Origin of the sequence: Hyphomonas sp. GM-8P, from assembly GCF_003263315.1 — a bacterium.
Lineage (GTDB): Bacteria > Pseudomonadota > Alphaproteobacteria > Caulobacterales > Hyphomonadaceae > Hyphomonas.
Genome location: NZ_AWFE01000105.1, coordinates 129,107 through 151,835, shown reverse-complemented (window position 1 = coordinate 151,835; position 22,729 = coordinate 129,107). Strand labels below are relative to the sequence as shown.

General features: G+C 61.8%; 20 protein-coding genes. 10 read left to right on the top strand and 10 right to left on the bottom strand.

The genetic code is table 11. The features are described 5' to 3' along the window. Positions 1-246 precede the first annotated feature (246 nt). Entirely contained in the window at positions 247-1,143 is an 897-nt protein-coding gene (locus tag HY26_RS16090; protein WP_112074101.1) for a S9 family peptidase, read from the top strand. Here HY26_RS16090 and HY26_RS16085 read toward each other — a convergent pair. The 3 genes from HY26_RS16085 to HY26_RS16075 all read right to left on the bottom strand — a co-directional run bounded on the left by HY26_RS16085 (position 1,140) and on the right by HY26_RS16075 (position 4,179). Continuing rightward, positions 1,140-1,502 (bottom strand): STAS/SEC14 domain-containing protein, encoded by a 363-nt coding sequence (locus HY26_RS16085; protein WP_051599744.1) that lies wholly within the window; start codon positions 1,500-1,502, stop codon positions 1,140-1,142. The two genes, HY26_RS16090 and HY26_RS16085, sit on opposite strands and share 4 nt — an antisense overlap. A gap of 72 nt (positions 1,503-1,574) precedes the next feature. After that, a complete protein-coding gene (gene dnaJ, locus HY26_RS16080) occupies positions 1,575-2,732 on the bottom strand; it encodes a molecular chaperone DnaJ (protein WP_034764180.1) in 1,158 nt (385 codons plus the stop codon). 136 nt (positions 2,733-2,868) lie between these two features. Beyond that, positions 2,869-4,179 (bottom strand): penicillin-binding protein activator, encoded by a 1,311-nt coding sequence (locus HY26_RS16075; RefSeq protein ID WP_158531537.1) that lies wholly within the window; start codon positions 4,177-4,179, stop codon positions 2,869-2,871. Here HY26_RS16075 and rsmI point away from each other — a divergent pair. After that, complete coding sequence (rsmI, locus tag HY26_RS16070; RefSeq protein WP_197020234.1) at positions 4,173-5,108, top strand: 16S rRNA (cytidine(1402)-2'-O)-methyltransferase; 936 nt, start codon at positions 4,173-4,175, stop codon at positions 5,106-5,108. The genes HY26_RS16075 and rsmI overlap by 7 nt on opposite strands. 6 nt (positions 5,109-5,114) lie before the next feature. On the opposite strand, the gene HY26_RS16065 is transcribed toward rsmI, so the two are convergent. Then, the gene (locus HY26_RS16065; protein WP_112074100.1) at positions 5,115-5,609 is read right to left on the bottom strand and encodes a GNAT family N-acetyltransferase; all 495 of its coding nucleotides are present in this window, start codon (positions 5,607-5,609) and stop codon (positions 5,115-5,117) included. A 214-nt stretch (positions 5,610-5,823) separates the two neighbouring features. Between HY26_RS16065 and HY26_RS16060 the strand changes: the two genes are divergently transcribed. The 3 genes from HY26_RS16060 (at position 5,824) to HY26_RS16050 (ending at position 8,660) form a co-directional block, all read left to right on the top strand. Continuing rightward, on the top strand, positions 5,824-6,078 hold the full coding sequence (locus tag HY26_RS16060) for a YraN family protein (protein ID WP_233351664.1): 255 nt from the start codon (positions 5,824-5,826) through the stop codon (positions 6,076-6,078). Between the two features lie 218 nt (positions 6,079-6,296). Beyond that, positions 6,297-7,370, top strand: a complete 1,074-nt coding sequence (locus HY26_RS16055; RefSeq protein WP_112074099.1) for a GGDEF domain-containing protein — start codon at positions 6,297-6,299, stop codon at positions 7,368-7,370. 141 nt (positions 7,371-7,511) lie between these two features. Next, positions 7,512-8,660 carry an acyl-CoA dehydrogenase family protein gene (locus tag HY26_RS16050; RefSeq protein ID WP_112074098.1) on the top strand — a complete coding sequence of 383 codons (1,149 nt, stop codon included), beginning with the start codon at positions 7,512-7,514 and terminating at the stop codon, positions 8,658-8,660. Here the strand turns inward: HY26_RS16050 and HY26_RS16045 are convergent. The 4 genes from HY26_RS16045 to HY26_RS16030 all read right to left on the bottom strand — a co-directional run bounded on the left by HY26_RS16045 (position 8,644) and on the right by HY26_RS16030 (position 13,155). After that, positions 8,644-9,870 (bottom strand): hypothetical protein, encoded by a 1,227-nt coding sequence (locus tag HY26_RS16045; RefSeq protein ID WP_112074097.1) that lies wholly within the window; start codon positions 9,868-9,870, stop codon positions 8,644-8,646. The genes HY26_RS16050 and HY26_RS16045 overlap by 17 nt on opposite strands. Positions 9,871-9,939: 69 nt before the next feature. Beyond that, complete coding sequence (locus HY26_RS16040; protein WP_112074096.1) at positions 9,940-10,599, bottom strand: TetR/AcrR family transcriptional regulator; 660 nt, start codon at positions 10,597-10,599, stop codon at positions 9,940-9,942. Positions 10,600-10,769: 170 nt separating this feature from the next. Further along, positions 10,770-11,420, bottom strand: coding sequence for a TetR/AcrR family transcriptional regulator (locus tag HY26_RS16035; protein WP_034764195.1), 651 nt, complete (start codon positions 11,418-11,420; stop codon positions 10,770-10,772). A gap of 196 nt (positions 11,421-11,616) precedes the next feature. Then, entirely contained in the window at positions 11,617-13,155 is a 1,539-nt protein-coding gene (locus tag HY26_RS16030) for an NAD(P)/FAD-dependent oxidoreductase (protein WP_034764199.1), read from the bottom strand. A 274-nt stretch (positions 13,156-13,429) separates the two neighbouring features. Between HY26_RS16030 and HY26_RS16025 the strand changes: the two genes are divergently transcribed. Genes HY26_RS16025 through HY26_RS16015 form a run of 3 tightly spaced genes read left to right on the top strand, consistent with a single transcriptional unit; the run spans position 13,430 to position 17,204 of the window. Next, positions 13,430-15,433 carry a transglycosylase domain-containing protein gene (locus HY26_RS16025; RefSeq protein ID WP_051599747.1) on the top strand — a complete coding sequence of 668 codons (2,004 nt, stop codon included), beginning with the start codon at positions 13,430-13,432 and terminating at the stop codon, positions 15,431-15,433. A 51-nt stretch (positions 15,434-15,484) separates the two neighbouring features. Then, positions 15,485-16,522, top strand: a complete 1,038-nt coding sequence (locus HY26_RS16020) for a class I SAM-dependent methyltransferase (RefSeq protein ID WP_112074095.1) — start codon at positions 15,485-15,487, stop codon at positions 16,520-16,522. A 10-nt stretch (positions 16,523-16,532) separates the two neighbouring features. Then, positions 16,533-17,204, top strand: a complete 672-nt coding sequence (locus HY26_RS16015) for a pseudouridine synthase (RefSeq protein ID WP_112074094.1) — start codon at positions 16,533-16,535, stop codon at positions 17,202-17,204. Here the strand turns inward: HY26_RS16015 and HY26_RS16010 are convergent. Further along, positions 17,201-18,055, bottom strand: coding sequence for a TauD/TfdA family dioxygenase (locus HY26_RS16010; RefSeq protein ID WP_233351663.1), 855 nt, complete (start codon positions 18,053-18,055; stop codon positions 17,201-17,203). The two genes, HY26_RS16015 and HY26_RS16010, sit on opposite strands and share 4 nt — an antisense overlap. Positions 18,056-18,378: 323 nt before the next feature. Between HY26_RS16010 and HY26_RS16005 the strand changes: the two genes are divergently transcribed. Then, on the top strand, positions 18,379-19,311 hold the full coding sequence (locus tag HY26_RS16005; protein ID WP_112074092.1) for a hypothetical protein: 933 nt from the start codon (positions 18,379-18,381) through the stop codon (positions 19,309-19,311). Here the strand turns inward: HY26_RS16005 and HY26_RS16000 are convergent. Beyond that, positions 19,217-20,692 (bottom strand): lipopolysaccharide biosynthesis protein, encoded by a 1,476-nt coding sequence (locus HY26_RS16000; protein ID WP_112074091.1) that lies wholly within the window; start codon positions 20,690-20,692, stop codon positions 19,217-19,219. The two genes, HY26_RS16005 and HY26_RS16000, sit on opposite strands and share 95 nt — an antisense overlap. Positions 20,693-20,825: 133 nt before the next feature. On the opposite strand from HY26_RS16000, the gene HY26_RS15995 reads away from it, so the two are divergent. Beyond that, a complete protein-coding gene (locus HY26_RS15995; RefSeq protein WP_112074090.1) occupies positions 20,826-22,646 on the top strand; it encodes an ABC-F family ATP-binding cassette domain-containing protein in 1,821 nt (606 codons plus the stop codon). The last annotated feature ends 83 nt before the right edge of the window (positions 22,647-22,729 follow it).

Sequence of the window (22,729 nt, the reverse complement as noted above, 5' to 3'; positions counted from 1 at the left end):
TGTGCCAGCGGGCAACACGCAGCAGGTTCCACGCCAGCCATGGCCAGAACACCGGCCAGACATGGTTGAAGAAAGGTTGGAGATCAGGATGCATGCGCGGGAGGATGGCCCGCGCGCGACCCTGTGGGATTGAGCCCGCATTTCCGCGCCACTTTCCCAACCGGGACGGGGCAGAGGCAAGGGGATAGCGCCTGCTCTTTCCCCGCCCCTCGTTCCCCCTTAAGGTCCGCCCATTGGAGGAGCTTCATGAAACACGCATCGCTTTTCGCCGCGCTGACAGGCGCCGCCCTGCTTGCCGCCTGCACGACCGCGCCCGTTGAGGCGCCGGCTGAAACAGCCGCCGCGCCTGCCTATGATGAAGCCTTCCCGCCTGCGATCGAAGAGGTCTCCTTCGACAGCCATGGCGACCGCCTGAACGGCCTGGTCTATGTGGCGGACGGGCCGGGGCCGCACCCGGCGGCGGTGCTGCTGCACGGCTTTCCGGGCAATGAAAAGAATCTGGATCTTGCGCAGGACATGCGCGCGGCGGGATGGAATGTGCTCTTCTTCCACTATCGCGGCGCCTGGGGCAGCGAAGGCGACTACACCCTCACCCATGTGATCGAGGATGTCGGCGTGGCAACGGACTGGCTGCGCACCCATGCGGACCAGTACCGGACCAATCCGGATCATATCGTGCTTGTGGGGCACTCCATGGGGGGCTTTGCCTCGCTTCAGGCCGCCGCGCGTGACGAGGCCATTGCCTGCGCCGCGGGCATCGCCCCGGCAGACATCGGCGTGTCAGCAAAAGTGTTCGAGACGAACCCGGAGACCAAGGCCGGCTTCATGGCCTACAGCGACAGTTTGCAGATGCTGCACGGCCTGACCGGCGAAAAGATCATCGCCGAGGTGGAGGCGAACAAGGACGCGTTCAGCCTGCAGGGCCTGGCGCCAAAGCTGGAAGGCAAGCGCATCCTCATCGTTGGCGGTGACAAGGATGGTTCCGTTTCGGAAGAGCTGGTGATCCGCCCGCTCATCGCCGCTTATGAGGCAGACCCGGCCATCGACACGACCGGCGTGATGCTCTCCGGCGACCACTCGTTCTCATGGTCGCGGGGTGAATTGATCTCTACCGTGATCAACTGGGCGGAGGCCTGCCGCTAGGCCGCCGTCCAGGCCATGGCTTCATCCAGGGAAGCGAGCGGGTACACCCGCATCTTGCCCGGAATGAGCGGCGCAAAGAAGCGCATGGAATTGGCGAGCCAGCCAATGTCGGTGACCATCGCGATACGCTTGAACGCGGTGTAGTGCGCCGTGCCGAAGACCGCATCGTCCAGCATGGCATGGGCGGTGTAGGTTTCGAATTCCGGACCGAAGCGGATCAGGATGCGCGCTTTGCCGTGTTCCTGGATGGCGGCGTCGACGGCAGGAACAAGGATCGTCTTGTAATCAGAGTCGGTGATCTTGCCCTCGGCATCGAAGGCAACAATTCCGGGCGGGGCGGAAGGGATGCGCTTGAACATGGCCTTCAGATGGGCCCACCCTGCCCGTCAGGCAAATGAACTTGCGGCCATGTCGGCCTGGTTCGAGAAAGCCTAGTTCGGGCGGTCTTCTTCGTGGTCGCCGTTCCAGAAGCGCTTGATGCGGCCAAGGAAGCCCTCGCTTTCGGGGTGGCAGTCGGCGCCGGAGCAGTCGCAGAATTCGCGCAGGATGTCTTTCTGGCGGGGCGTCAGGTTGCGCGGCGTTTCGACAAACATTTCGACGAACAGGTCGCCGGTATGACCGGACTGGCGCACAGACGGCATGCCCTTGCCGCGCAGGCGCAGCTTGCGGCCGGTCTGGGCGCCTTCCGGCACGACGACGCGGGCGCGGCCACCATCGATGGTCGGGATCTCGATCTCGCCGCCAAGGGCCGCCGTCACCATCGGCACCGGCGCGCGGCAGTAGAGGTTCGGCCCGTCGCGTTCGAAAATGTCATGCTCGACGACATCGACGAAGATGTAGAGGTCGCCCTTGCCGCCGCCATTGGCCCCGGCTTCGCCTTCGCCGGCGAGACGGATACGCATGCCGCTTTCGACGCCGGCGGGGATCTTCACGTTCAGCGTGCGCTCTTCGCGCACCTGGCCGGCGCCGCCGCAATCCTTGCACGGCTTCTTGATGGTCTTGCCCTTGCCGCTGCAGCGCGGGCAGGTGCGTTCCATCGTGAAGAAACCCTGCTGGGCGCGCACGCGGCCTGCGCCGCCGCACGTGTCGCAGGTTTCAGGCTCGGTGCCCGGCGCGGCGCCCGACCCTTCGCAGGTCTTGCAGTCGACGGCCTGGGGCACGTGAATGGTTTCGTCCTTGCCGGAGAAGGCCTCGGCAAGCGTGATCTCGAGATCGTAGCGCAGGTCGGCCCCGCGCTGAGGGCCTGCACGGCGACGGCCGCCGCCGAACCCGCCTGCGCCGAAGACCTGGCTGAATAGGTCCTGGAAAATGTCTTCGGGGTGGACGCCCGCGCCGAACGGATTGCCGCCACCGCCCATGCCGTTTTCGAAGGCGCCATGGCCGAACTGGTCATAGGCCGCGCGCTTCTGCGAATCGGAGAGGATCGCATAGGCCTCGCCGACTTCCTTGAACTTCTCTTCGGCTTCGTGATCGCCCGGATTCTGGTCCGGGTGGTATTTCATGGCCAGCTTGCGGTAGGCGGATTTCAGCGCCTTCTCATCGACATCGCGTGAGACGCCAAGAACCTCGTAATAATCGCGCTTGCTCATGGATGAATGGCTCGCCGTTTCTCTCTAGTCCTTTGCCCTGTCGCGTCATGTGGGGCGCGGATTACACACGTGCAAGGGAGGGATGCAGGCAGTTTACGTGGGGTTCCCCGTCAAATTGCCTGACGGATTGACTGGATCAGCTCGGCCCCGGGCCAAACTGGCTCGCGCCCTTCTCGATCAGCTCTGCGCCGGTAGGGCGGATCTGCATCACGGCGAGGCCGCGCTGGCTGGTGCCGTCGAGGCGGAAGCGGAACAGGCCGTTAACGCCGAAGAAGCCGTCGGGATCTGTCACGCCATTGTATTTGAGGTTGTCTTCCGCCGCGAGGCGCACGGCGACGGCGGCCGCGTCATAGGCAACGGCGGCGAGGTCTGTCGGTGCCTTGCCATAGATGCGGCGATAGGCTTCGCGGAATGTGGTCAGGTTTTCCGGATCGGGCGTGGGATAGACGGCGCCGTCCAGCGTCGGCTCCCGCCAGATGGATTCATCGCTCCAGAGGCTCGTGCCCATCAGGGTGACATGAGTCATGTCGACGCCATTGTAAGGCAGCAGCGGCGCGATGGAGAGCAGCTGCACGCCGCGCTCCGGGATCATCACGGCAATCTTGTTTCTCGGGCGGACCTCGATCTCGGATTTGAGGATTTCGGAAACGGACCGGGCCGCTTCGGTGGCGCCGGTCTCCGGCATGTAGAAGGCGGAGGTCAGCACCACACCGCCATTATTGAAGGCTTCGGTGCGAAGGGCGTTCTCGATCTGGCGGCCATAGGCGGTCTGCGGCCCGAGGAAGACATAGCTGAAAATGCCCTGCCCGGCCGCGTATTCGACCATGCGGCGCACTTCCTCTTCCGGCGAGACGGAGGCCAGATATGAGCCGCCGCCTGCGGCTGAGCGGTCGGTCGAGAAGGCAATGACGGGGATCTTCTTGTCCTGCGCGCGCTCGCGGATGGCCTTCACATTGGCGCCGAACAGCGGGCCCAGCACGACATTGGCCTTCTCCTGAATGGCCTCGTCGATGCGCGCTTCGGTGATGGAGGTCTTGCCGGCCGTGTCCTTCGGGATGATCAGGAAATTGTCACCGGCATACTGGAACAGGGCCAGCTCGATCCCGGCCAGCATGCTTTCCGCTTCATTGCGGACCTGGGCATTCGGATGGGAGAACGGCAGCAGCACGGCGGCGCGCTTGATCTCGCGCCCTTCCATGAAGGCTGGCGTCAGGCCGCCATCGCCGACGACCTGGGTCAGGTCTTCCGGCTCGCCCAGATCCGTGACGTCGACGCCCTCTTCCGGCCCTTCCGTCGGGCCGGTCACCGGCTCTACCCGCGGGCTTCCCGTGCCGATCTGGACTGGTGGACGGGCTGGCGCGCTGGCACAGGCGGTGGCGAACAGGAAACCGATGAGAAGAAAGCTTGGCGCTTTGATCGTCCTGAGCAATGGTTGCAGCAATGTCATCTCCTGAAACATCTCCTGAAGCATCCGGCGCGCAGACGATTCCCGGCTGGCGCGACTCTAGGGGGGCCGGGCCGGACGGGCAACCGTCGCAGGCATTGTCCCCGGGTCTGTATGTTGTCTCCACGCCGATCGGCAACCTGCGGGACATTACGCTCCGCGCGCTGGACGTGCTGGCCGCAGCCGATGAAGTGCTGGCCGAGGACACACGCGTGGCGGGGAAACTCCTGTCCGCCTATGGGGTTAAGGCTCGCCTCAGCCCCTATCATGACCACAATGGGGCGGAACGGAGACCCGAACTCCTGCGCAAGCTGAGCGAAGGCGCACGGATCGCGCTCGTCTCGGATGCGGGCACGCCGCTGGTATCCGATCCCGGCTGGAAGCTGGCGCATGAAGCGCTGGAAGCCGGCCACCGCGTGTTCCCGGTGCCGGGCGCTTCGGCCATGCTGGCGGGCCTGGTGGCCAGCGGCCTGCCGAGCGACCGGTTCTGCTTCGCGGGATTTCTGCCGCCAAAACAAGGCGCGCGAAAGCAAAGCCTCGAAAGCCTGAAGGCCGTACCGGCCACGCTGATCTTCTATGAGAGTGGGCCGCGCCTCGCCGATACGCTGGCGGACATGGCCGCCGTGCTGGGCCCCGGCCGGGCGGGCGCCGTCACGCGCGAACTGACGAAGCTGTTCGAGGAAACCCGGCGCGGCACGCTGGCTGACCTCGCCGCGCACTATGCCGAAGCCGGCGGCCCGAAAGGCGAGATCGTCGTGCTGACCGGCCCGCCCCTGGAAGAGGCGGTCACGCCGGAACATCTCGACGCAGCGCTCCGCGAAGCCCTCGCCGATCAGCCGACCAAGGCCGCCGCCAATGCCGTGGCCGACGCCCTCGGCTTGCCGAAGCGGGACGTCTACCAGCGCGCCCTTCAGATCAAGGCCAATGGCTGATCCGGCTCAACTGAGGAAACGCTCCATCAGTATGCCATTATAGGTAACCTCATCTACACGCCTGTAATCGCGGGAAATTCCGATCTGGCTGAAACCGAACTTCCGGAACAGGTCCGCCGCGCGCTGATTGCTGTCGAACACGACCAGCTCGACCTTTGAAATCCCGCAGCGCGGCGCATGGGCGAGCGCTGCCGATATCAGCCGGCTGCCCGTACCCGCCCCGCGATGCGAGGCGAGAAGGCCCATGCCCAGAATACCCCGATGGCGGCACTCGGGAATCTCGACAGGGACAATATCGATCCAGCCGACCAGCCGTCCCTCATCCAGTGCACAGTACATCGGCAGGTCATTGTCGATCATATGGTTCGGGAAGGCGCGCTCCGGATCGAAAGGCGGAAGCGTGACGCGGCCGAGATACCGCTTCTCGGCGGCAACCTCCTCCACCGCCGCGCGCCAGGGCCGGATCAGGTCCTTCCGCATATAGACAATATCGATGCTCATGTCCGCCTCCTCCCACAGAGGTGCACCTGCCGGGATCGTAACATCTGGTTGACAGACGACAACCAGAGCTTCCGATAGGCACCGGGCGAAGGGAGCGAGCAGCCGATGGCGGAAGCCAGGCGGCAGGCCGCGGAGAAGCGCTAGGGCGAGCGGCTGGCGGCGCTTTAACTGCAGGCCAAAGGCTACCGCATACCTGAGCGGCGGTTGTGCGCCCATGGGAGAGATCGACCTGATTGCCAAACGCGGCAACCTCGTCGCCTTCATTGAAGTGAAATTCCGGGCAGATGTTCAAATTGCCGCATGTGCCGTCACACCATCCGTCTGGCAGCGTATCGCGCGGGCGGCAGATTGCTGGCTGGCCCGCCACCCGGCCCATTCAGATTACGGCTGGCATCATGACCTGATCGAGCTCGCGCCCCGGAAACTGCCGCAACATCTACAGGATGCATCGCGGCCGGGCATGGCATGATGCGAGCCGGAGATTAACCGGGATTGCAGTCACGTTAACAACTCAAAGAAACTCATAGGTAGGCGGATGAGATCACCCGGGGTTGTTTCAGACCACTGACAATAGAATTCCTCCAGAAATTAAGGCTTTGCGGCCACCTCCTGTTAACCCTCGATCAAACCAAATCCTCTAATTACCGACCCGGTTGGAGAGTTGAGTTTCAAGGGAGGCCATCAGTCATGGATGCTGCTATCGCGATGCAAAAAGAGACTGTGCCAAAATCTGCGCCAGCCTCTGATCTGAAGCAGGTATTCCGGAACGCACAGCGCGCGTTCGACCTGATCCAGAAGCACCGCACCCCGCCGGATCCCAAGACCTATGCCGTCTGGTATGCCTATGTGGAGGCCGTTGACCCGCGCGTGATCGAACGGGTGGACAGCGCAGTTGCCGAACATGGCACTCTGACGCCCTTTGACATCAACTCAATTTTCCGGGAATTGCTGACCGAGGAACCTGCCGCCGTTTCCGCGCGTCATACGATTGGCATGGCCATCGAAAAGGAAATCGATGAAGTCATGAAGATAATCCAGCAGGGTGTTCAGAACAGCGACGAATTCGGCGCCTCGCTGGACAAGGCCAACAGCGCCCTGCCCAAGGCCGTGTCTGCCGACAATCTGGCCTCGTTGCTATCCAACCTGATGGAAGACAATCAGCGCATGGCCCAAACCACGCGTGAGCTGAACCAGGGCCTGATGGAGTCGCAAAAGCAGATCGCAACACTCAACCAGGAGCTGGAGGAAGTCCAGACCCAGTGTATGCGCGACCCGCTGACCGCGATCGCGAACCGCCGCGCCTTTGACGAGCGGCTTGAGCGCGAAGTCCGCGCCGCTGCCGAAACCGGGGAAAAGCTGTGCTTTGCCCTCGCCGATATCGACCATTTCAAGGCGGTCAACGACACCTATGGTCACCAGGTCGGCGATGCCGTGCTGCAGCAGTTCGCTGCTGTCGTGACGCAGAACATCAAAGGACAGGACATGGTCGCCCGCTATGGCGGTGAGGAGTTCGCGATCATCCTTCCGGAAACGGACCTGTTCTCGGCCTACAACCTGCTCGTGAAGATCAAGTACAACTTCAAGAGCTCTGAAACGCCGATCGACGGCACGCTGAAGACGATCAAGGACGTAACCGCCTCCTTCGGCCTTGTGCGCTTCGAACCCGGCATGACGCCGCGCGACATGATCGAACAGGCCGATCACTTCCTCTACGAGGCCAAGAATGCCGGACGTGACCGCGTGAAAGCAAAGGGCTTCTAACGCCCCTGCTTCAGGTCTCACCAGCGGAATCTACCGGATTCCGCCAGCCTTCCCCCTCCGTCACCCACGTAGTTTCCCTGATTGCTGATTCTGCCGTGCTGCGCGGTAATGGTGTGTCTACTCCGGTGGAGGGAGTGCATCATGGATGGCAGCTTTTACTCGGGAGAATTGTCGGCTCATACTCGTGAGGATGGGCGTGAGTGGGACGAATTCTGCGCCGGAGTAGACGAATTTCTGGACCGCGAACTGACCGAAGACCTGCGCGAAGCTGGACGGCGGACGACGGGGCTGAAATCAGATGCGGAATCGTGCCGGATCTGGCGTGAAAAACTGAACACCCGCGGCTGGTACGCGCCGACCTGGCCGGTGGAACATGGCGGCGCGGGGTGGAGTGCGGAACAGCGCATCTATTTCGAAAATGCGTGCGCGGCCCGCGATGCACCTATCCTGATGAATTCCGGGGTGCGGACGATTGGTCCCCTGATCATCGAAGCTGGCACGCCGGAACAGAAAGCCCGCTACCTGCCGGCCATCCTGAACGGCGAGCATGAATGGTGTCAGGGCTTCTCCGAGCCGCAGGCAGGATCTGACCTGTCGGCCCTGTCAATGAAAGCGGAGCGCGACGGCGACGATTTCATTCTGACCGGCAGCAAGATCTGGACGAGCTTTGCACAGTACGCGACACACATGTTCCTGCTGGCCCGCTGCGATCCGGGCGAACATGGCGGTAAAGGCGTTGTCTTCCTGCTGGTGGAGATGGACCGTCCGGGTATTGAAGTCCGCCCGATCAAGTTCATTGATGGTGAGTACGAAACGAACGAAGTGTTCTTCAACGGCGTACGCACGCCCATGGCGGACCGGATCGGCGAGATCGGCGAAGGCTGGAAAACGGCCAAGCAGTTGATGTCCATCGCACGCGGCAACAATACGACGACCGGCCTGCTGCGCCGGGCGATGCGCGCCGCGCGGCGGAACGCTGCGACGGGCGGCGCCCTTCCCGCCTCGCTCCAGATGCGCTTTGCCGAACTGGAGATGCAGATCGACACGCTCGAAGCGCTGGATGAGCGGACGTTCAATGGGGTCGGCACACTGGTGGGCGGACCGGCTTCATCGCAACTGAAACTACTGGCGACAGAACTGCACCAGGCGATCACGGAAGCCGCGCTCGAAGCAGCGCCGGACAGCGATTTCGCACAGGCCAAATACCTGGCCACCCGCGCCGCGACGATCTATTCCGGCACCAGCGAAGTGCACCGGAACATTCTCGCCAAGGCTATTGGCTGTCCGTAGCGGGTGCCGGTTCCCAGTTTTCCAGCCACGCAATCGTAGACATGGGCACCTCCATATCCGCTGTCTCTGCAGACCGCCAACTACCCTGCTGATAGGCGGCGGCGGCGCGATAGATGAGATTGCAGGCTGCCTTCCTGTCCGGCACATGTACCGTGGCACCAAACATTTTTCCGATAACGGAATAAAATCCTGAGCTTCCACGCGCAACGGCATAGGCGTCCATGGTGCGGCCCATGGATTCCATCACCTGCGCATCGTCCGCTGTTGCCCTGAACCAGTCTTCTGCGGGGACTGGCCCGGCTGACACAAGCGGGTCCAGAGTGTCAGTCGGAACGACGACCGGCTGCGGCAGGGCGTCTTCGACAATTGCCAGCGTTCTGGCATTGAAGTCACGCCAGCTGTAATTGGTGGATTCCCCCGACTTCAGAATGGCATCCCGGTAGGCCTTCACTTTATCGACCAGCTCGCGGGCCGTGTCCGGATCTTCCTCGACAATGTCGCGCGCCCAGCTCAGTTGTGAGTTGGCGAGCGATTTGCGAGCGAGGTTTGGCGTACTGCTCAACTGTTCGGTCATCTCGCAGGCGCTGGCCATGCGTTCCGCAAACGGCACGGCGACATGTCCGAACCGTCCGTTCCGGGTGAACCAGCTACCGGCAGCTGACACGTCCTGATACTGAACATCTCCACAGGTTTCTGGACCTTCCTCAGCGGACAGATAGGGGTGGGTCTTCCCGGCGCGCACATGCATATCCAGCAGGGACGAGATCAGGTTTGTGCGCAGATCGCTCTGTTCCGAATAGGACAAACCCATCTCAACCGGGAAATCGCCCTTCGCCACCGTGTATTTACGGTTGCGATCCGGCAGCGCCCAGAAGGCCTGGCTGTAGCTGAACGCTTTCTCGATCTCCGGCATGATCGCGTCGGCGCCAGCCTTCGCAGCATTGAGGTCTTGGGCCCTGGTGAGGTGGGCAACCACCGCATAGTGCAGCGCATAGGGGTTTTCGGGGCACCGGGTCGCCGCACCGTCGAACGCTGGCAAAACGTCTTCGAGACGAGAGCGCCTATAGCGGACATCCTCGACCGCCTGGAGCAATGACGCGACCAGACCGCCGTCGCAATCCAGCTCGGGCTGACCTTCCGCGCTCGTCGGGGCGGCAATGATCACCGCCATGACAAATCCAAGCGCACCAGCCTTTACTTTTCGCCACATGAGATCCCTCCGGTTCACCCCCAAGTCGCAAGTTAAAGGCGTTCTGCCCACAACTCCAGAGGGATAGCTTCAATCAAATGGACGGCCTGTCGCGCCGCAGAAGATGAGCTCTGCCCCGCTCATGAAAATGTTTCGGATCGAAACCGTATGCAGGAGATCGGCGATGTCTTCCGGCAAGGCGTTCGCGTCGACATAGGGCAAGGAGTCTGCCTGCACGGCGCCCGCCGTCAGGTTCACCAGCGCCATCAGCATGCGCATGCCGCTACCGCTTTCCAGGTCCAAATCCCGGTCCATTTTCTCAGCAACAGCCTGGCCGGTGGAGAAAATACGCTGCTTGGTGGAGACCATCGACTCCAGGGCAACATTCCGCTCGATCGTCCGGGCAAGCTGTGCCCGCAGCATGAGCATCGCGGGGAAGTTGATCATGCTGTCGATAAACGCTTCGCAAAAGGCCCTGCCCGACATGCCGGGCGTCAGCGTTTCACCCAGCTGCGTAAATGCCCGGATGAAAGCCCGCTCATAAATGGCGAGGAGCATTTCCTCCTTGTTGCCGAAATAGAGAAAGACCGTGCTCTTTGACACGCCGACATTGGCGGCAATCGCTGAAACCGCGAACCTTTCATTCCCCGATTGGAGGAGCAGCGCCTCAGCCGCATCGAGAATCTCTACACGGCGGGTTTCCTTTTCCCGGTCCGTACGCGCGCGCTGGAAATCTTCGCGGATTGCCATCAGGCACCTCTACCAATTGCCCGGATGGAATGAAGGCCCGCGAAACGCGAACGCCTGCCTCGAATCGCATGCATTCCACCCAGAGCAGACGACTCATTCTCTGGGGGCACTTTATAGGCGGAATCGGTGACAGCAACGTCACATCCGCAACCAACTGCATTACTTACAGATCACGAATGCCGGATACCGATCATCAGGAGCTCTGCGCCGCTAAGAAACGCATCGCGAAAATCGAATGACCGAACGCCATCGGTCACATCTTCATCCAGTTTCTCCGTCGCCAGCAGCTTGCCGATGTCGGCCTGGACAGCGCCACACATCAGATTGACGAAGCTCTTCACCAGGCGGCGGCCCTGCCCCGGCTCCAACTTCAGCAATTCCTCGACCTTGTCCGCCGCCGCCGTCCGGTAGAGATATATCTCCTTTACGGCATCGTGGATGTAATCCTGGTTGAGGCTTTCTTCCACGACACGCATGATCATCGGGCGCATCAGGCGGAAGCCCGGAAACTCCACAGCAGTGTCGATGAAGGCTTCGCAGAACGCCTTGTCCGACATGCCTTCATGGACCCGGCTGAGGAAGGTCTCGAAGAAGTTTTTGCCGACGCGTGTATACAGCGTGGTCAATAATTCTTCCCGGTTCCGGAAATGCAGGAAGATCGTGCTTTGTGACACACCGAGGCGGCTGGCCACATTATTGATGGAGAACCTCTGATTGTGGGTTTCCAATACCAGCGCTTCGGCGACGTCCAGGATCGCGACCCGGCGGGCGGCGTTCTCCCGGTCGGACCGGGGGCGCATGAAATCTTCTCTGATATTCATCTCACCCCTTTAGATTGAATCTCAAGAATTGAAAAGCCTGTAAGTAACCGTTAGTCATTTATGAAAGTGGCGCAAGACCCGGCGCGCACCTGATCTGCAACAGCCGTAACAGTCCTCGATCCGGAATGACGTTTCGCCCATAAAAAAAGCCCCTCCTGTGGGTTGCAGGAGAGGCTCTTTGTTTGCACGCCGCTAATCAGGCGTCGGCGGTTTCTGGCGTCTTGGCCTTCTGTCCGGAATAGTCGAATTCCTCTGCATCGAGGTCGATGTTCGGGATTTCTTCTTTCTCGTTCCAGTAGTCCTGCGTGTGCTGCCAGATATATTTGGAGCCGCGCTTCGGCAGGAGGTGCATGGAGCGCATGAGATAGCCGGGGTTGAAGTCTTCCGGGTCGATCCAGGGCAGGATCTCCATGTCCTTGTCTTCCTCGCGCAGCTTCACACGAACCTGCGTGACGCCCTTCTCGTCCATGTGCTTCAAGAGGCGGGTGATGAAGTCTCCCATCAGGTCAACACGAAGCGTCCAGGACGCGCGGAAGTATCCGAACACCCAGGCCATGTTGGGCACGCCGGTGAACATCATGCCGCGATAGGTGACCGTCTCGGAGAAGTCGACCGGCTTGTTATCCACCGTAAACGGAATATCGCCGAGGACTGAGAGATTGAAGCCCGTCGCCGTGATGATGATGTCGGCTTCCAGCTCCTGCCCGCCCTTGGTCAGGATGCCCTTCTCGGTGAAGCGCTCGATCTCGTCGGTCACGACATCGGCCTTGCCGGAAGCGATGCCCTGGAACAGGTCCCCATCCGGCACGAAGGCGATACGCTGGCGCCACGGGCGGTAGCTCGGCGTGAAGTGCTTGTCGATTGGATAGTCTTCGCCAAGGAACGCCTTTACGCCTTCCAGAAGTTCCTGGGTGACCACGTCGGTCTCTTCCAGGCAGCGGCGGGTAAAATCGTGCTGGTCGAACAGGACTTTCTGGCGGGCGACCCGGTGGATCGTATCCCAGTCGATGCCGATCTTTTCAAGTTCGGTGACCATCTCGTTTTCATTCCGGCCCGGGATGAAATATGTCGGCGAGCGCTGCAGCACGGTGACGTGCTCCACTTCGCCTGCAATTGCGGGCACAACAGTTGCCGTCGTTGCGCCGGAGCCGATGCAGACAACTTTCTTGCCCTTGAGGTCGATGTCATCCGGCCACAGCTGCGGGTGGATGATCTGGCCCTTGAACTTGTCCATGTCCGGCCAGTCCGGCGTGTAGGGCTTGGTGTAGTTGTAATAACCCTGGCACATCCAAAGGAAGTTGCAGGTAAAGGTCAGCACTTCATCCGTTTCGATCCGGCGCACTTTCAAGGTCCACAAGCTGTCCTTCGAGGACCATTCGGCCGACAGGATCTGGTGGCCGTAGCGGATGTGCTTGCCGAGGTCATTCTCCTCGATCACTTCGCCCATATAAGTGCGGATCTCTTCCGCCGTCGCGATCGGCGTCCCGGTCCACGGCTTGAAGCGGTAGCCGAAGGTATAGAGGTCGGAATCGGAGCGGATGCCCGGATATTTGTGCCACAGCCAGGTGCCGCCAAAGCTTTCGAGCTTTTCCAGCACGGCATAGCTCTTGCCGGGGCATTGCGTTTTCATGTGATACGCCGCGCCGACACCGGAAATGCCGGCCCCCGCAATCAGCACATCGAAATGTTCCACCTTGCCCTCAGCGGGCTTTGCTTTCGTTTCCGTCCCTGTCATGGCTCTCCGTCCACCTGATCCCGCACCAACGGACCACCCGAAGGCGCATTTCTACACGTTTCATTGAAACCAGAAAAATCGCCCCCGCACTACGGGACACCCCGTATGACGTCGCGGCAGTGGGGCAAGTTTGCGCCCGTTTGAAAGGCCGGATTGCGGCTATGGCGGCGAAATCCCCTCACCCAGCCTGCACCCCAGGCGGCATGTGCCTTCACACTGCCGTAATCCTCTCGCATTTACCCTCAGAGATTATCGATTCTACTGACAGGCAGACATGGCGCAGAAGGGTAACAAGACCCCGGCCCAACGGACGATAAAGGTGCCCGGCGGTGGCTTTGCCTCCCGTCATCCCCGTCTGGTGCGCTACACGCTGATCGTCTTTCTGGTCATCTTTCTGGTGGTCGGCGGCTGGGGCTTCTGGAAATGGCGCTCCCTTTATGCCGGCATGCCGAAACTGCCCGAAGTGGCAGACCTGTGGACTGTGAAGCGTGAAGCGGCCATCGAATTCATCGACCATGACGGCAACACGCTTGACGTGCGAGGCCCGCGCTATGGCCGGGCCACCTCGGTGGACCAGCTGCCGGAATATGTGCCACAGGCCTTCATCGCCGCCGAGGACAAGCGCTTTTACGAGCATGACGGGGCCGACGATGCCGCCATCGCCCGCGCGGCCTGGTCGAACCTGCGGGCCGGCGAGACCGTCTCCGGCGCCTCCACCATCACCCAGCAGCTGATCAAGAACCTCGTGCTCACCTCTCACCAGACGGTGAAACGCAAGGCACAGGAAGTGAAGCTCGCCCGTGAACTCGAAACCAGGATGAGCAAGGACGAGATCCTCTCGCTCTATCTGAACCGGGTGTATTTCGGCGCCGGCCTCTACGGCATCGACGCGGCGGCGCGCTACTATTTCGGCAAGGAACCCCAGAAGCTGACCGTGGCGGAGGCCGCTATTCTGGCCGCCTTGCCCAAGGCTCCCTCCAAGCTGAACCTGCGGGAAAACCTGGAAGGCGCCAAAGAGCGCCAGGCCTATGTCCTCGCCCAGATGGTCGACCTCGGTTTCATCCGCCCTGCCGAGGCAGAAGCGGCCAAAGCCGAAGCCATCACGATCATCGATCCGCCAATATATGATCCTCAGCTCGGCTATGCACTGGACGCAGTGTCGGAACGGGTGAAGGCAATGCTGCCCCGCATTCCGGGAGACCTGGTCGTCACGGTCTCGCTGGACATCGACCTGCAGGAGAAGATCCAGGCTCAACTGGTCAAGCGGATGGAAAGCGATGGCGCTGAAGAAGGCGCAAGCCAGATGGCGGCTGTCCTGATCGGGAAAGACGGCCGCGTCGCCGCCCTTGTCGGCGGCACGGATTATGCGACGACCGAGTTCAACCGAGTCACACAGGCCCTGCGCCAGCCGGGATCCAGCTTCAAGCCGTTTGTCTACGCCACGGCGCTGGAAGACGGCTACTCGCCTTATGACGTGTTCGAGGATGCCCCCATCACAATCGGCAAGTGGAGCCCGTCGAACTATACTGGCGCCTATCTCGGCCCCATGACGATGAGCGAAGCGATCGCGCGGTCCATCAACACGGTCGCGGTGGAGCTGACGCAACTGTCCGGCCCGGCGCGTGTGGCGGAAACGGCCCGGCGTTTCGGCATCACCACGAAACTGGAAGCCTACCCCTCTATCGCCCTAGGCAGCCAGGAAGTCTCCCTGTGGGAACTGACCCGCGCCTATGGCGTGTTCCAGTCAGGCGGCCTGAGGCTGGACCCGTGGCTGATCGAGAAGATCGAGGATTCGCGCGGCACAGTGCTCTACGAACGCCCGGACTATGAGCGTGACCGTGTGTACTCGGAAGGCCTCTCCCGGGACATGAACGCCATGCTCTACCGCGTCGTGAATTCCGACATCGGCACCGGCGGCCGGGCCCGCATTGCGGGCTGGACCGTCGCGGGCAAGACAGGCACCAGCCAGGACTGGCGGGACGCCTGGTTCATTGGATATTCGGCAGAATATGTCGGCGGCATCTGGGTCGGCAATGATGACGACAAGCCGATGAAGAAGGTAACCGGCGGCGGCCTGCCGGCAGACCTCTGGTCGGACATGATGGAACTCGCCCATGCCGGAAAGACGCCGGAGCGCCTGATCGGCGCCGAGAGCGGCCTGATGATCAGCGAGGAAGCCGAAGCGCGCATCGCCTTCTATCGCGGCCTCAGCCAGGCATTCTCCATCGCGGCCGGCCAGCCACTGGCCGGGCGCAGCGGCTACCGCGTCGAACGCTAGGCACCGCATCGCCCGATTGCACCCGCCCCGTCATGCGCGTAGAGAGCGCCCATGTTTGACGCCGTTGTTTTCGATACGCTTTCCCTCGCCTTTGAAGAGGCTGACCTGTTGCCGGAAACGGGCAGCATCCTCTGCCTGCGCGCGGAGGCTGTGCCCTTCCTGATGCGCATGCCGAAGGAGCGGCTGACCTGCCAGAACAGTTTCAAGCCGGATCATGACGCCCTGAAGGCCGCGGGGTTCACGGTCCTGCCGCCAGAGGCTGAGAGCTTTCCTTCCGCGGCGCTGACCATTGTCCTGCCGCCGCGCCAGCGCGATGAGACGCGCGCCCTGTTCGCGCGCGCCATGCGCGATGCCCCCATGGGCGGCGTGATCGTCGCCAGCCTGCCGAACACGCTGGGCGCCAAGACAGGTGAGAAGATCCTGGCGGAACTGGCTGGCGAAACGCAGAGCCTCTCGAAACACAAATGCCGGGCCTTCTGGGCGGTGAAGACCGAAGACTGGAACGTTCAGCTGGCGGAAGAGTGGATCGCCTTCGACGCCCCTCAGGAAGTCGATGACGGCGCCCTGTGGAGCCGGCCGGGCCTTTTCAGCTGGGATCGTGTCGACGCGGGCAGTGAACTGCTGGCTGACAGCATCCCGGAATGGATCCGAGGGCGCGGCGCAGACTTTGGTGCCGGCCAAGGCTACCTCGCGCGAGAAGTGCTGACCAACTGCCCGCATGTCGATAGCATGACCCTGTTCGAAGCCGAGTATCGCGCGCTGGCCTGCCAGCAGAAAAACCTCGAAGGCTTCAGCAACTGGACCGCCCATTGGGCGGATGTGACGAAGAACGCACCTAAGGCCGAATTCGACTTCGCCGTCATGAACCCGCCCTTCCATGCTGGCCGGGCCGACAGCACATCTCTCGGTCAGGACTTCATCCGCGCTGCCGCTGACGCGCTGAAAACCGGCGGCACGCTCTGGCTCGTCGCCAATCGCCACCTGCCCTATGAGAGCGTGCTGAGCGAGTGCTTCAAGAGCCACGAAATGCTGGAAGACGAGGGCGGCTACAAGATCATCAAGGCCGAGAAGCCGAAGCGGAAGCGATGAAGCCCACGCCATGAAGGAAGCGCGACAGCTCGCGAAATACCTTGCCCATCTCGGCTATGGCAGCCGCAAGGAGATGGAGGCCGCCATCCGGCGCAGCCGCGTGACCGGCGAAGGGGATGACCTCCGCTTCGATGGCGAACCGCTGGACCCGGCGCCCGGCATGGTCATCCTGATGAACAAACCGGCGGGCTTTACCTGTTCCCGCGCCGATCAGGGCCGGCTGGTCTACGAATTACTGCCGCCACGTTTTCTGCTCCGCACGCCGCCGCTCTCAAGCGTCGGGCGCCTCGACGCGGAGACAACCGGCCTCCTTCTGTTTACGGATGACGGGAAACTGCTTCACCGGCTGATCTCACCCAAGTCAGAGATGCCGAAGACCTATGAAGCCACCCTTGCCCGCCCGCTGGACGGCCATGAGGCAGACCTCTTCGCCAGCGGCACACTGATGCTGCGCGGTGAAGAGAAGCCGCTGCTGCCGGCGCAGCTGGAAGTGACCGGTGAGCGCACCGCCCGCCTGACCCTCACCGAAGGCCGCTACCACCAGGTGCGCCGCATGTTCGCCGCCGCGGGCAATCATGTCGAAACGCTCCACCGCGCCGCCTTCGGCCCCCTCACCCTCGGCGACTTGCCGGAAGGCGAGTGGCGGTTGCTGACTGACGCGGAAGTCGCCTCCCTCGCCTAGGCTGCCGCCTTGAAGTATGGCCGGTCGCCCGCGATGGTAACGCGTTCCATGATGCGCACATTCGGGAAATAGTCGCTGGCCGCATAGTGCTGGCAGGCGCGATTGTCCCAGAAGGCGAGCGAGCCCGGCGCCCAGCGGAAGCGGCACTGGTATTCCGGAATGGCGGCGCGGGAGTAGAGATACTTCAGCAGGTCGTCGCTCTCCTTGCGGTCCATGCCCTTGATATGATCCGTGAACGCTGTGTTGACATAGAGCCCGCGCTGGCCCGTCTCAGGATGGGTCCGGATCACCGGATGCTCCATGGGCGGGTATTTCGCATGGAGTTCGGTTGCATCCTTCTTCAGGCGCTTGGCGAAGACGCGGGCGATATCGTGCACGGCCGTCATCTGGCAGAGCCGTTCCTTCAGTCCGTCGTCCAGGTCCTCATATGCCATCACCATGTTGGAGAAGAGCGTGTCGCCGCCGACCTCCGGCAGTTCGATCGCACGCAGGATGGAACCGAGCGACGGGGCTTCCCGCCAGGTGACGTCCGAATGCCAGGAGTTTTCGGTACCGCGTGAACTCGGCCCATGGGCAATACGGAGGACTTCGCGGTCCGGCTGTTCCAGCGGCGTGGCGGGATGGATTTCGAGCTCCCCGAACTTTCTGGCGAAGGCGATGTGCTGCTGGCGGGTGATGTCCTGATCGCGGAAGAACACGACCTGATAGCGCAGAAGCGCCGCGCGCACTTCGGAAACAAGCGCATCGGTCGGGTTTCGCAGGTCCGCCCCGATCAGCTCCGCTCCTATCGCTGGCGACAGGCGGCGTGCCTCGAATTGCGTGAAAGCGGTCTCATTGTCCGAATAAGCCACGTTGTTCCTCCGATTTATATTTTCAGTGAGTGTAGCAGCCAGATCCGGGTCTGGGAAAGCCAGACAGAAAATCGGGCGGCGCGCGTGGAAATTGGGAAGTTTCTCACACGGCATTGCCGTGCCTCTGAACCAGCCTTTCGCTCAAATTCCAGCGCTCTCTTTAATGGAAATTTCAACTACTTTCCGTAACCAGGACCCAATTGCGCCCCAGACTGGAATTCAGGGCCGAAATTCAGGGTTTGCGCATCAGATTTGGCCAGGAAGGCCAGGGAGTCAGATTGTCTTTCAGGCATCACCGCGTCGCGATACTTCACACCCCGGACATGCCGCGAGGCGCGCGCATCCATCTGGTCTGCATTATTGAGGACGCACTGAAACGACTGGGCGTGGATGTCGTGCACCTGTACGGAACGGACGAATTCGTTCCCGCTGACCTCCTGTTCGTTCATTATGACCGGTCCGTCGTCCCCCCGCACATTGCGCGCTTTGCTAAAAAGTACCGCCGCCGGATCAACGCAGATGCCCGCGATATCCGGAAGCACACCTATGCCGATGGCCTGCTGACTCGAAACAGCACCTATGACGGCCGGGTCATCGTCAAATCGACGCTGAATTATGGTGGCCAACCGGAAATCAATTCCCGGTCCCTTCTGACGCGCATCCGCCAGAAGGCCAGCCGCCTCGCGGGCCTGCAAGACACGCCGCTGATCCATTCCAAACAGGACTACCAGATCTTCGAGCGGCTGTCGGACGTACCTGCGCCATATTTCTCACAGCATCATGTGGTACAGAAACTGTTGCCGGAATGGGATGGCGAAAAGAATGTGCTGAGAGAGTATATCTTCTTCGGCGACATTCATTTCGAGAATATCGAACGCTCATCGGACCTGATCATTACTGAAGACGAGAACGTGTCCTGCCGGTCATTCGTTCCGCATCCGCGCCTCCTGGAGATGCGCGAGAAGCTGCATCTCGACTATGGCAAGCTCGACTACACGATGATCGATGGTGAGCCGTTCATCTTCGATGCGAACAAGACGCTGGGCCTGGGCGAATTTGTCGATACCAACTCAGCCAGCACCGAATATATCAGTATGCTGCATGCGTTCGCGCTTGAAATCGTTCGGATCGTCAACGATCAGGAGTTCCGCACCTACGATATCAGCCGCCTGCACGGCGCCCGGACACCAATCCCAGCGCGGCGGTCTCGACGCCAGCCGAGCGTCCAGCCAGCTGCCAAAGTACAAAATGGCTGACCACATAGGTCAACGCGCCAAGGCCTGACAGGCTAACGGCCCGAACCAGCACGGGCACAAGGGCATCGTCCCCTTCTGCAAACAGCATGGCCCTCGCCGTGATCACCACGCTGCCCATGACAAGGGCTGCTCCGGCAGAGCGGACGATCGCACCGGCCTGGCTTGCAAGGCTGACCCCGGCAATTCGTGAAACCAGACAGGCACACAATCCCCACCAGATGACCGCCGTTACCACTGTGGCCCAGAGAGCGCCTTGAAGCCCCGCGAAATAGACGCCAGCCAGGATCATCGGCAGATGCACCAGCGCTGAAATCACCTTCACCTTGAACACGGCGCGCGTATAGCCCAGCGCAGTTGTCAGCGACGTGCAGAGCCCTGCCAGAAGGTGGAATGCCATGGCAGGGGCGATGAAGCCCAGGACGAGCGCCGCGACAGACCATTTCGGTCCGAGCGCAATGGCGATGACTTCAGGCGACAGCAGCCCCATGCCAACGCACACAGGTGCGATAAAGGCGAAGCCCGTGTGCATGGCCTTCAGAAAGGTTCCGCGAAGATGTTCGGCATCGTGGCGGATTGAGCTGAACGCGGCAAAAAGGGTGCGTTCCATAGGCGCATAAAGCACAAGTTCCAGCCTGTCCGCGAATTGCGAGCCGACGGACCAGGCGCCAAGGCGCGAGGTGCCGACAAACTTGCCGATCAGGAATGTGCCCGCTGTGTCGCGCACACTGTCAGCAATCTGGCCGAGCCCCAGCCAGACAGAAAAGCCGAAGAACTTCCGGAACTCCGACAGGCAAAAGGCCGGCAGACGCGGACATAGCACATAGGACAGGATCACCGCCGCAACGCCAGACGCGATCAGGCTGAGCGGCAACGCCCAATAGCTGCGGGTCGCGATGCTGATGCCGAGCACGACGGCAAAGGACACCAGCTTGGTCAGTGTCTCCACCAGCGCTTCCCAGCGGAAATCCATGTCGCGGGTATATTGTTCGAACCACGCATTCCTGAGGCCCAGCAGGACCGGATAGGAGGCGAGCGCGAGCACAATCGCCAGGAGGCGCGGATCGTCGAACACAATCGCGATCGGCCAGGCGGATGCGGCCATCATGCCCGAAACAATGAGACCGCGCAGGAAATTGATCGTCCACGCTGTGTTGAAATCGTCCCTGGTTGCGGTCTTCAGCTGCACGAGGGCCGTGCCCACTGGCAGCTCCACCAGCGCCGCCGCAATCCCGAATACGCCCATCGCGATCGCGACCACGCCGAAATCTTCCGGCGTCAGGAAGCGCGCCGCAATCAGTGTGCTGGCGAGGCCGACGACGTTGCTGAAAATCCGTCCGGCGAGCAGCCAGGACGTGCCCTGCAGGATCTGCCGCTTTAACATGGAGCTCCCTGCTGCCAGATCCCTCCCGCCCGGATGGGCGGAGCTTCATGGCATATAACCCGGCAAGTTTAAGGAACCCTTTGTCTGGTTCCTCCCTCTAGCGCCCTGCCCGTGCGCACGCTACATCGCCGCCATGGCCGCACCCCCACTGATCACGCTTACCGATGTTCGCCTCTCCTTCGGGGGCAAGCCCCTGTTCACGGGGGTCAGCTTCTCGCTGTCCAAGGGCGAGCGCGTGGCGCTGGTCGGTCGCAACGGCGCGGGCAAGTCGACGCTGATGAAGATCATTTCAGAGCGCGTGGAAGCCGACAGCGGAGACGTCTGGCGTCAGCCGGGCATCACCTTCGCCAGCGTCGCACAGGAGCCGGACCTTGCCGGCTTCGAATCCGTACTCGCCTATGCCAGCGAAGGGCTCGACGGCGCCTATATGGCCGAGGCCGAATTGTCGGAATTCGGCGTCGAGGCAGATGCAGACCCGGCCACGCTCTCCGGCGGCCAGCTGCGCCGCGCCGCGCTCGCCAAAGCCTTTGCCGCCGATCCGGACGTGCTGCTGCTGGACGAGCCGACCAACCATCTCGACGTACCTATGATCGAGCAACTGGAAGCACGCCTGAAGAACTTCAACGGCGTCGTGCTGGTCGTCAGCCACGACCGCCGCTTCCTGGAGAACATCTCGACCAACACGCTCTGGCTGCGCCAGGGCAAGGTGCTGAAGAGCCCGGACGGCTATGTGAAGTTCGACGAATGGGCCGAACAGATCGAGATCGAGGAAGAACGCCAGCTGCGCCGGATGACGACGCACCTGAAGGACGAGCAGCACTGGCTGGCCCGCGGCGTCACCGGCCGGCGCAAGCGCAACCAGGGCCGTCTCGCAAAACTGAGAGACCTGCGCGCCGAACATGCCGAGATGCGGTCCGCCCTTCAGGACCGCAAAGCCACCGCCGACCTCAGCGTCGACGCCGGGGATTCGATGAGCAAGAAGGTGATCGAGACCCGGCACCTGACCAAGACTTATGAAGGCCCGGATGGACCGTTCACCCTGGTCAACGATCTCTCCATCAGGATCCTGCGCGGCGACCGGATCGGCATCATAGGGCCCAATGGCGTCGGCAAGACGACACTGGTCAAACTCCTCCTCGGCCGGATCGAACCGGACAGTGGCAGCGTAAAGCACTCCAAAACGCTGCAGGTGACCTATCAGGACCAGACGCGCGAAACGCTGAACCCGAAGGACACGATCTGGGAAGCCCTCGCCCCGAATGGCGGCGACTCCATCATGGTGCAGGGCCGACAGCGGCATGTCGCAGCCTATGCGAAGGACTTCCTGTTTGCGCCGGACCAGCTGCGCCAGCCGGTCGGCGCCCTCTCCGGCGGGGAACGCAACCGGCTCGCCCTTGCCATTGGTCTTGCCCAACCGTCCAACCTGCTCGTGATGGACGAACCGACCAACGATCTCGACATGCAGACGCTGGACCTGCTGGAGGACATGCTGCTCGGATATGAAGGCACGCTGATCCTGGTCAGCCACGACCGGGCCTTCCTCGATGCCACCGTGACCAGTTGCCTCTGCCCTGTCGGCAATGGCGAATGGATCGTCACGGCCGGCGGCTGGAGCGACGCGCAGGAACAGCTGAAAGGTTTCCGGCAGAGGGGCGAAGCAGATGCTCCGAAGGCGGAAAAACCGAAGACAGACAATGCACAGCGTCCGAAACCTCAGACGAAGCTCTCCTTCAAGGATGAGCATCGTCAGAAGGAACTGGACGCGTTGATCCCGAAGCTGCAGGCCGAAATCGCCAAGCTGGAGCAGGACATGTCCGATCCGGGTCTCTATGCCCGCGATGCGGATGCCTTCAACAAGAAGTCCGCCCGCGTCGGCGCAGCGCGCGAAGAGCTCGACATGGCCGAAATGGAATGGCTGGAGATCGAGGAAAAGCGCGAAGCGCGGGCGAAGTAACCTGTCCAAATTGAAATGGTGGCGGCGAACACTTCGTTAAGCAGGCCTTACTAGACTTGGGCCTGACAGATGGAGACGACGCC

What these genes read in the sequence shown, in the direction of transcription:
- HY26_RS16030 (WP_034764199.1), bottom strand. Translation starts at nt 13,155, where the DNA reads ATGACAGGGACGGAAACGAAAGCAAAGCCCGCTGAGGGCAAGGTGGAA.
- HY26_RS16045 (WP_112074097.1), bottom strand. Translation starts at nt 9,870, where the DNA reads ATGTGGCGAAAAGTAAAGGCTGGTGCGCTTGGATTTGTCATGGCGGTG.
- HY26_RS16025 (WP_051599747.1), top strand. Translation starts at nt 13,430, where the DNA reads ATGGCGCAGAAGGGTAACAAGACCCCGGCCCAACGGACGATAAAGGTG.
- HY26_RS16050 (WP_112074098.1), top strand. Translation starts at nt 7,512, where the DNA reads ATGGATGGCAGCTTTTACTCGGGAGAATTGTCGGCTCATACTCGTGAG.
- dnaJ (WP_034764180.1), bottom strand. Translation starts at nt 2,732, where the DNA reads ATGAGCAAGCGCGATTATTACGAGGTTCTTGGCGTCTCACGCGATGTC.
- HY26_RS16085 (WP_051599744.1), bottom strand. Translation starts at nt 1,502, where the DNA reads ATGTTCAAGCGCATCCCTTCCGCCCCGCCCGGAATTGTTGCCTTCGAT.
- HY26_RS16090 (WP_112074101.1), top strand. Translation starts at nt 247, where the DNA reads ATGAAACACGCATCGCTTTTCGCCGCGCTGACAGGCGCCGCCCTGCTT.
- HY26_RS16015 (WP_112074094.1), top strand. Translation starts at nt 16,533, where the DNA reads ATGAAGGAAGCGCGACAGCTCGCGAAATACCTTGCCCATCTCGGCTAT.
- HY26_RS16035 (WP_034764195.1), bottom strand. Translation starts at nt 11,420, where the DNA reads ATGAATATCAGAGAAGATTTCATGCGCCCCCGGTCCGACCGGGAGAAC.
- HY26_RS16000 (WP_112074091.1), bottom strand. Translation starts at nt 20,692, where the DNA reads ATGTTAAAGCGGCAGATCCTGCAGGGCACGTCCTGGCTGCTCGCCGGA.
- HY26_RS16060 (WP_233351664.1), top strand. Translation starts at nt 5,824, where the DNA reads ATGGGAGAGATCGACCTGATTGCCAAACGCGGCAACCTCGTCGCCTTC.
- rsmI (WP_197020234.1), top strand. Translation starts at nt 4,173, where the DNA reads ATGTCATCTCCTGAAACATCTCCTGAAGCATCCGGCGCGCAGACGATT.
- HY26_RS16020 (WP_112074095.1), top strand. Translation starts at nt 15,485, where the DNA reads ATGTTTGACGCCGTTGTTTTCGATACGCTTTCCCTCGCCTTTGAAGAG.
- HY26_RS15995 (WP_112074090.1), top strand. Translation starts at nt 20,826, where the DNA reads ATGGCCGCACCCCCACTGATCACGCTTACCGATGTTCGCCTCTCCTTC.
- HY26_RS16075 (WP_158531537.1), bottom strand. Translation starts at nt 4,179, where the DNA reads ATGACATTGCTGCAACCATTGCTCAGGACGATCAAAGCGCCAAGCTTT.
- HY26_RS16005 (WP_112074092.1), top strand. Translation starts at nt 18,379, where the DNA reads ATGCCGCGAGGCGCGCGCATCCATCTGGTCTGCATTATTGAGGACGCA.
- HY26_RS16040 (WP_112074096.1), bottom strand. Translation starts at nt 10,599, where the DNA reads ATGGCAATCCGCGAAGATTTCCAGCGCGCGCGTACGGACCGGGAAAAG.
- HY26_RS16065 (WP_112074100.1), bottom strand. Translation starts at nt 5,609, where the DNA reads ATGAGCATCGATATTGTCTATATGCGGAAGGACCTGATCCGGCCCTGG.
- HY26_RS16055 (WP_112074099.1), top strand. Translation starts at nt 6,297, where the DNA reads ATGGATGCTGCTATCGCGATGCAAAAAGAGACTGTGCCAAAATCTGCG.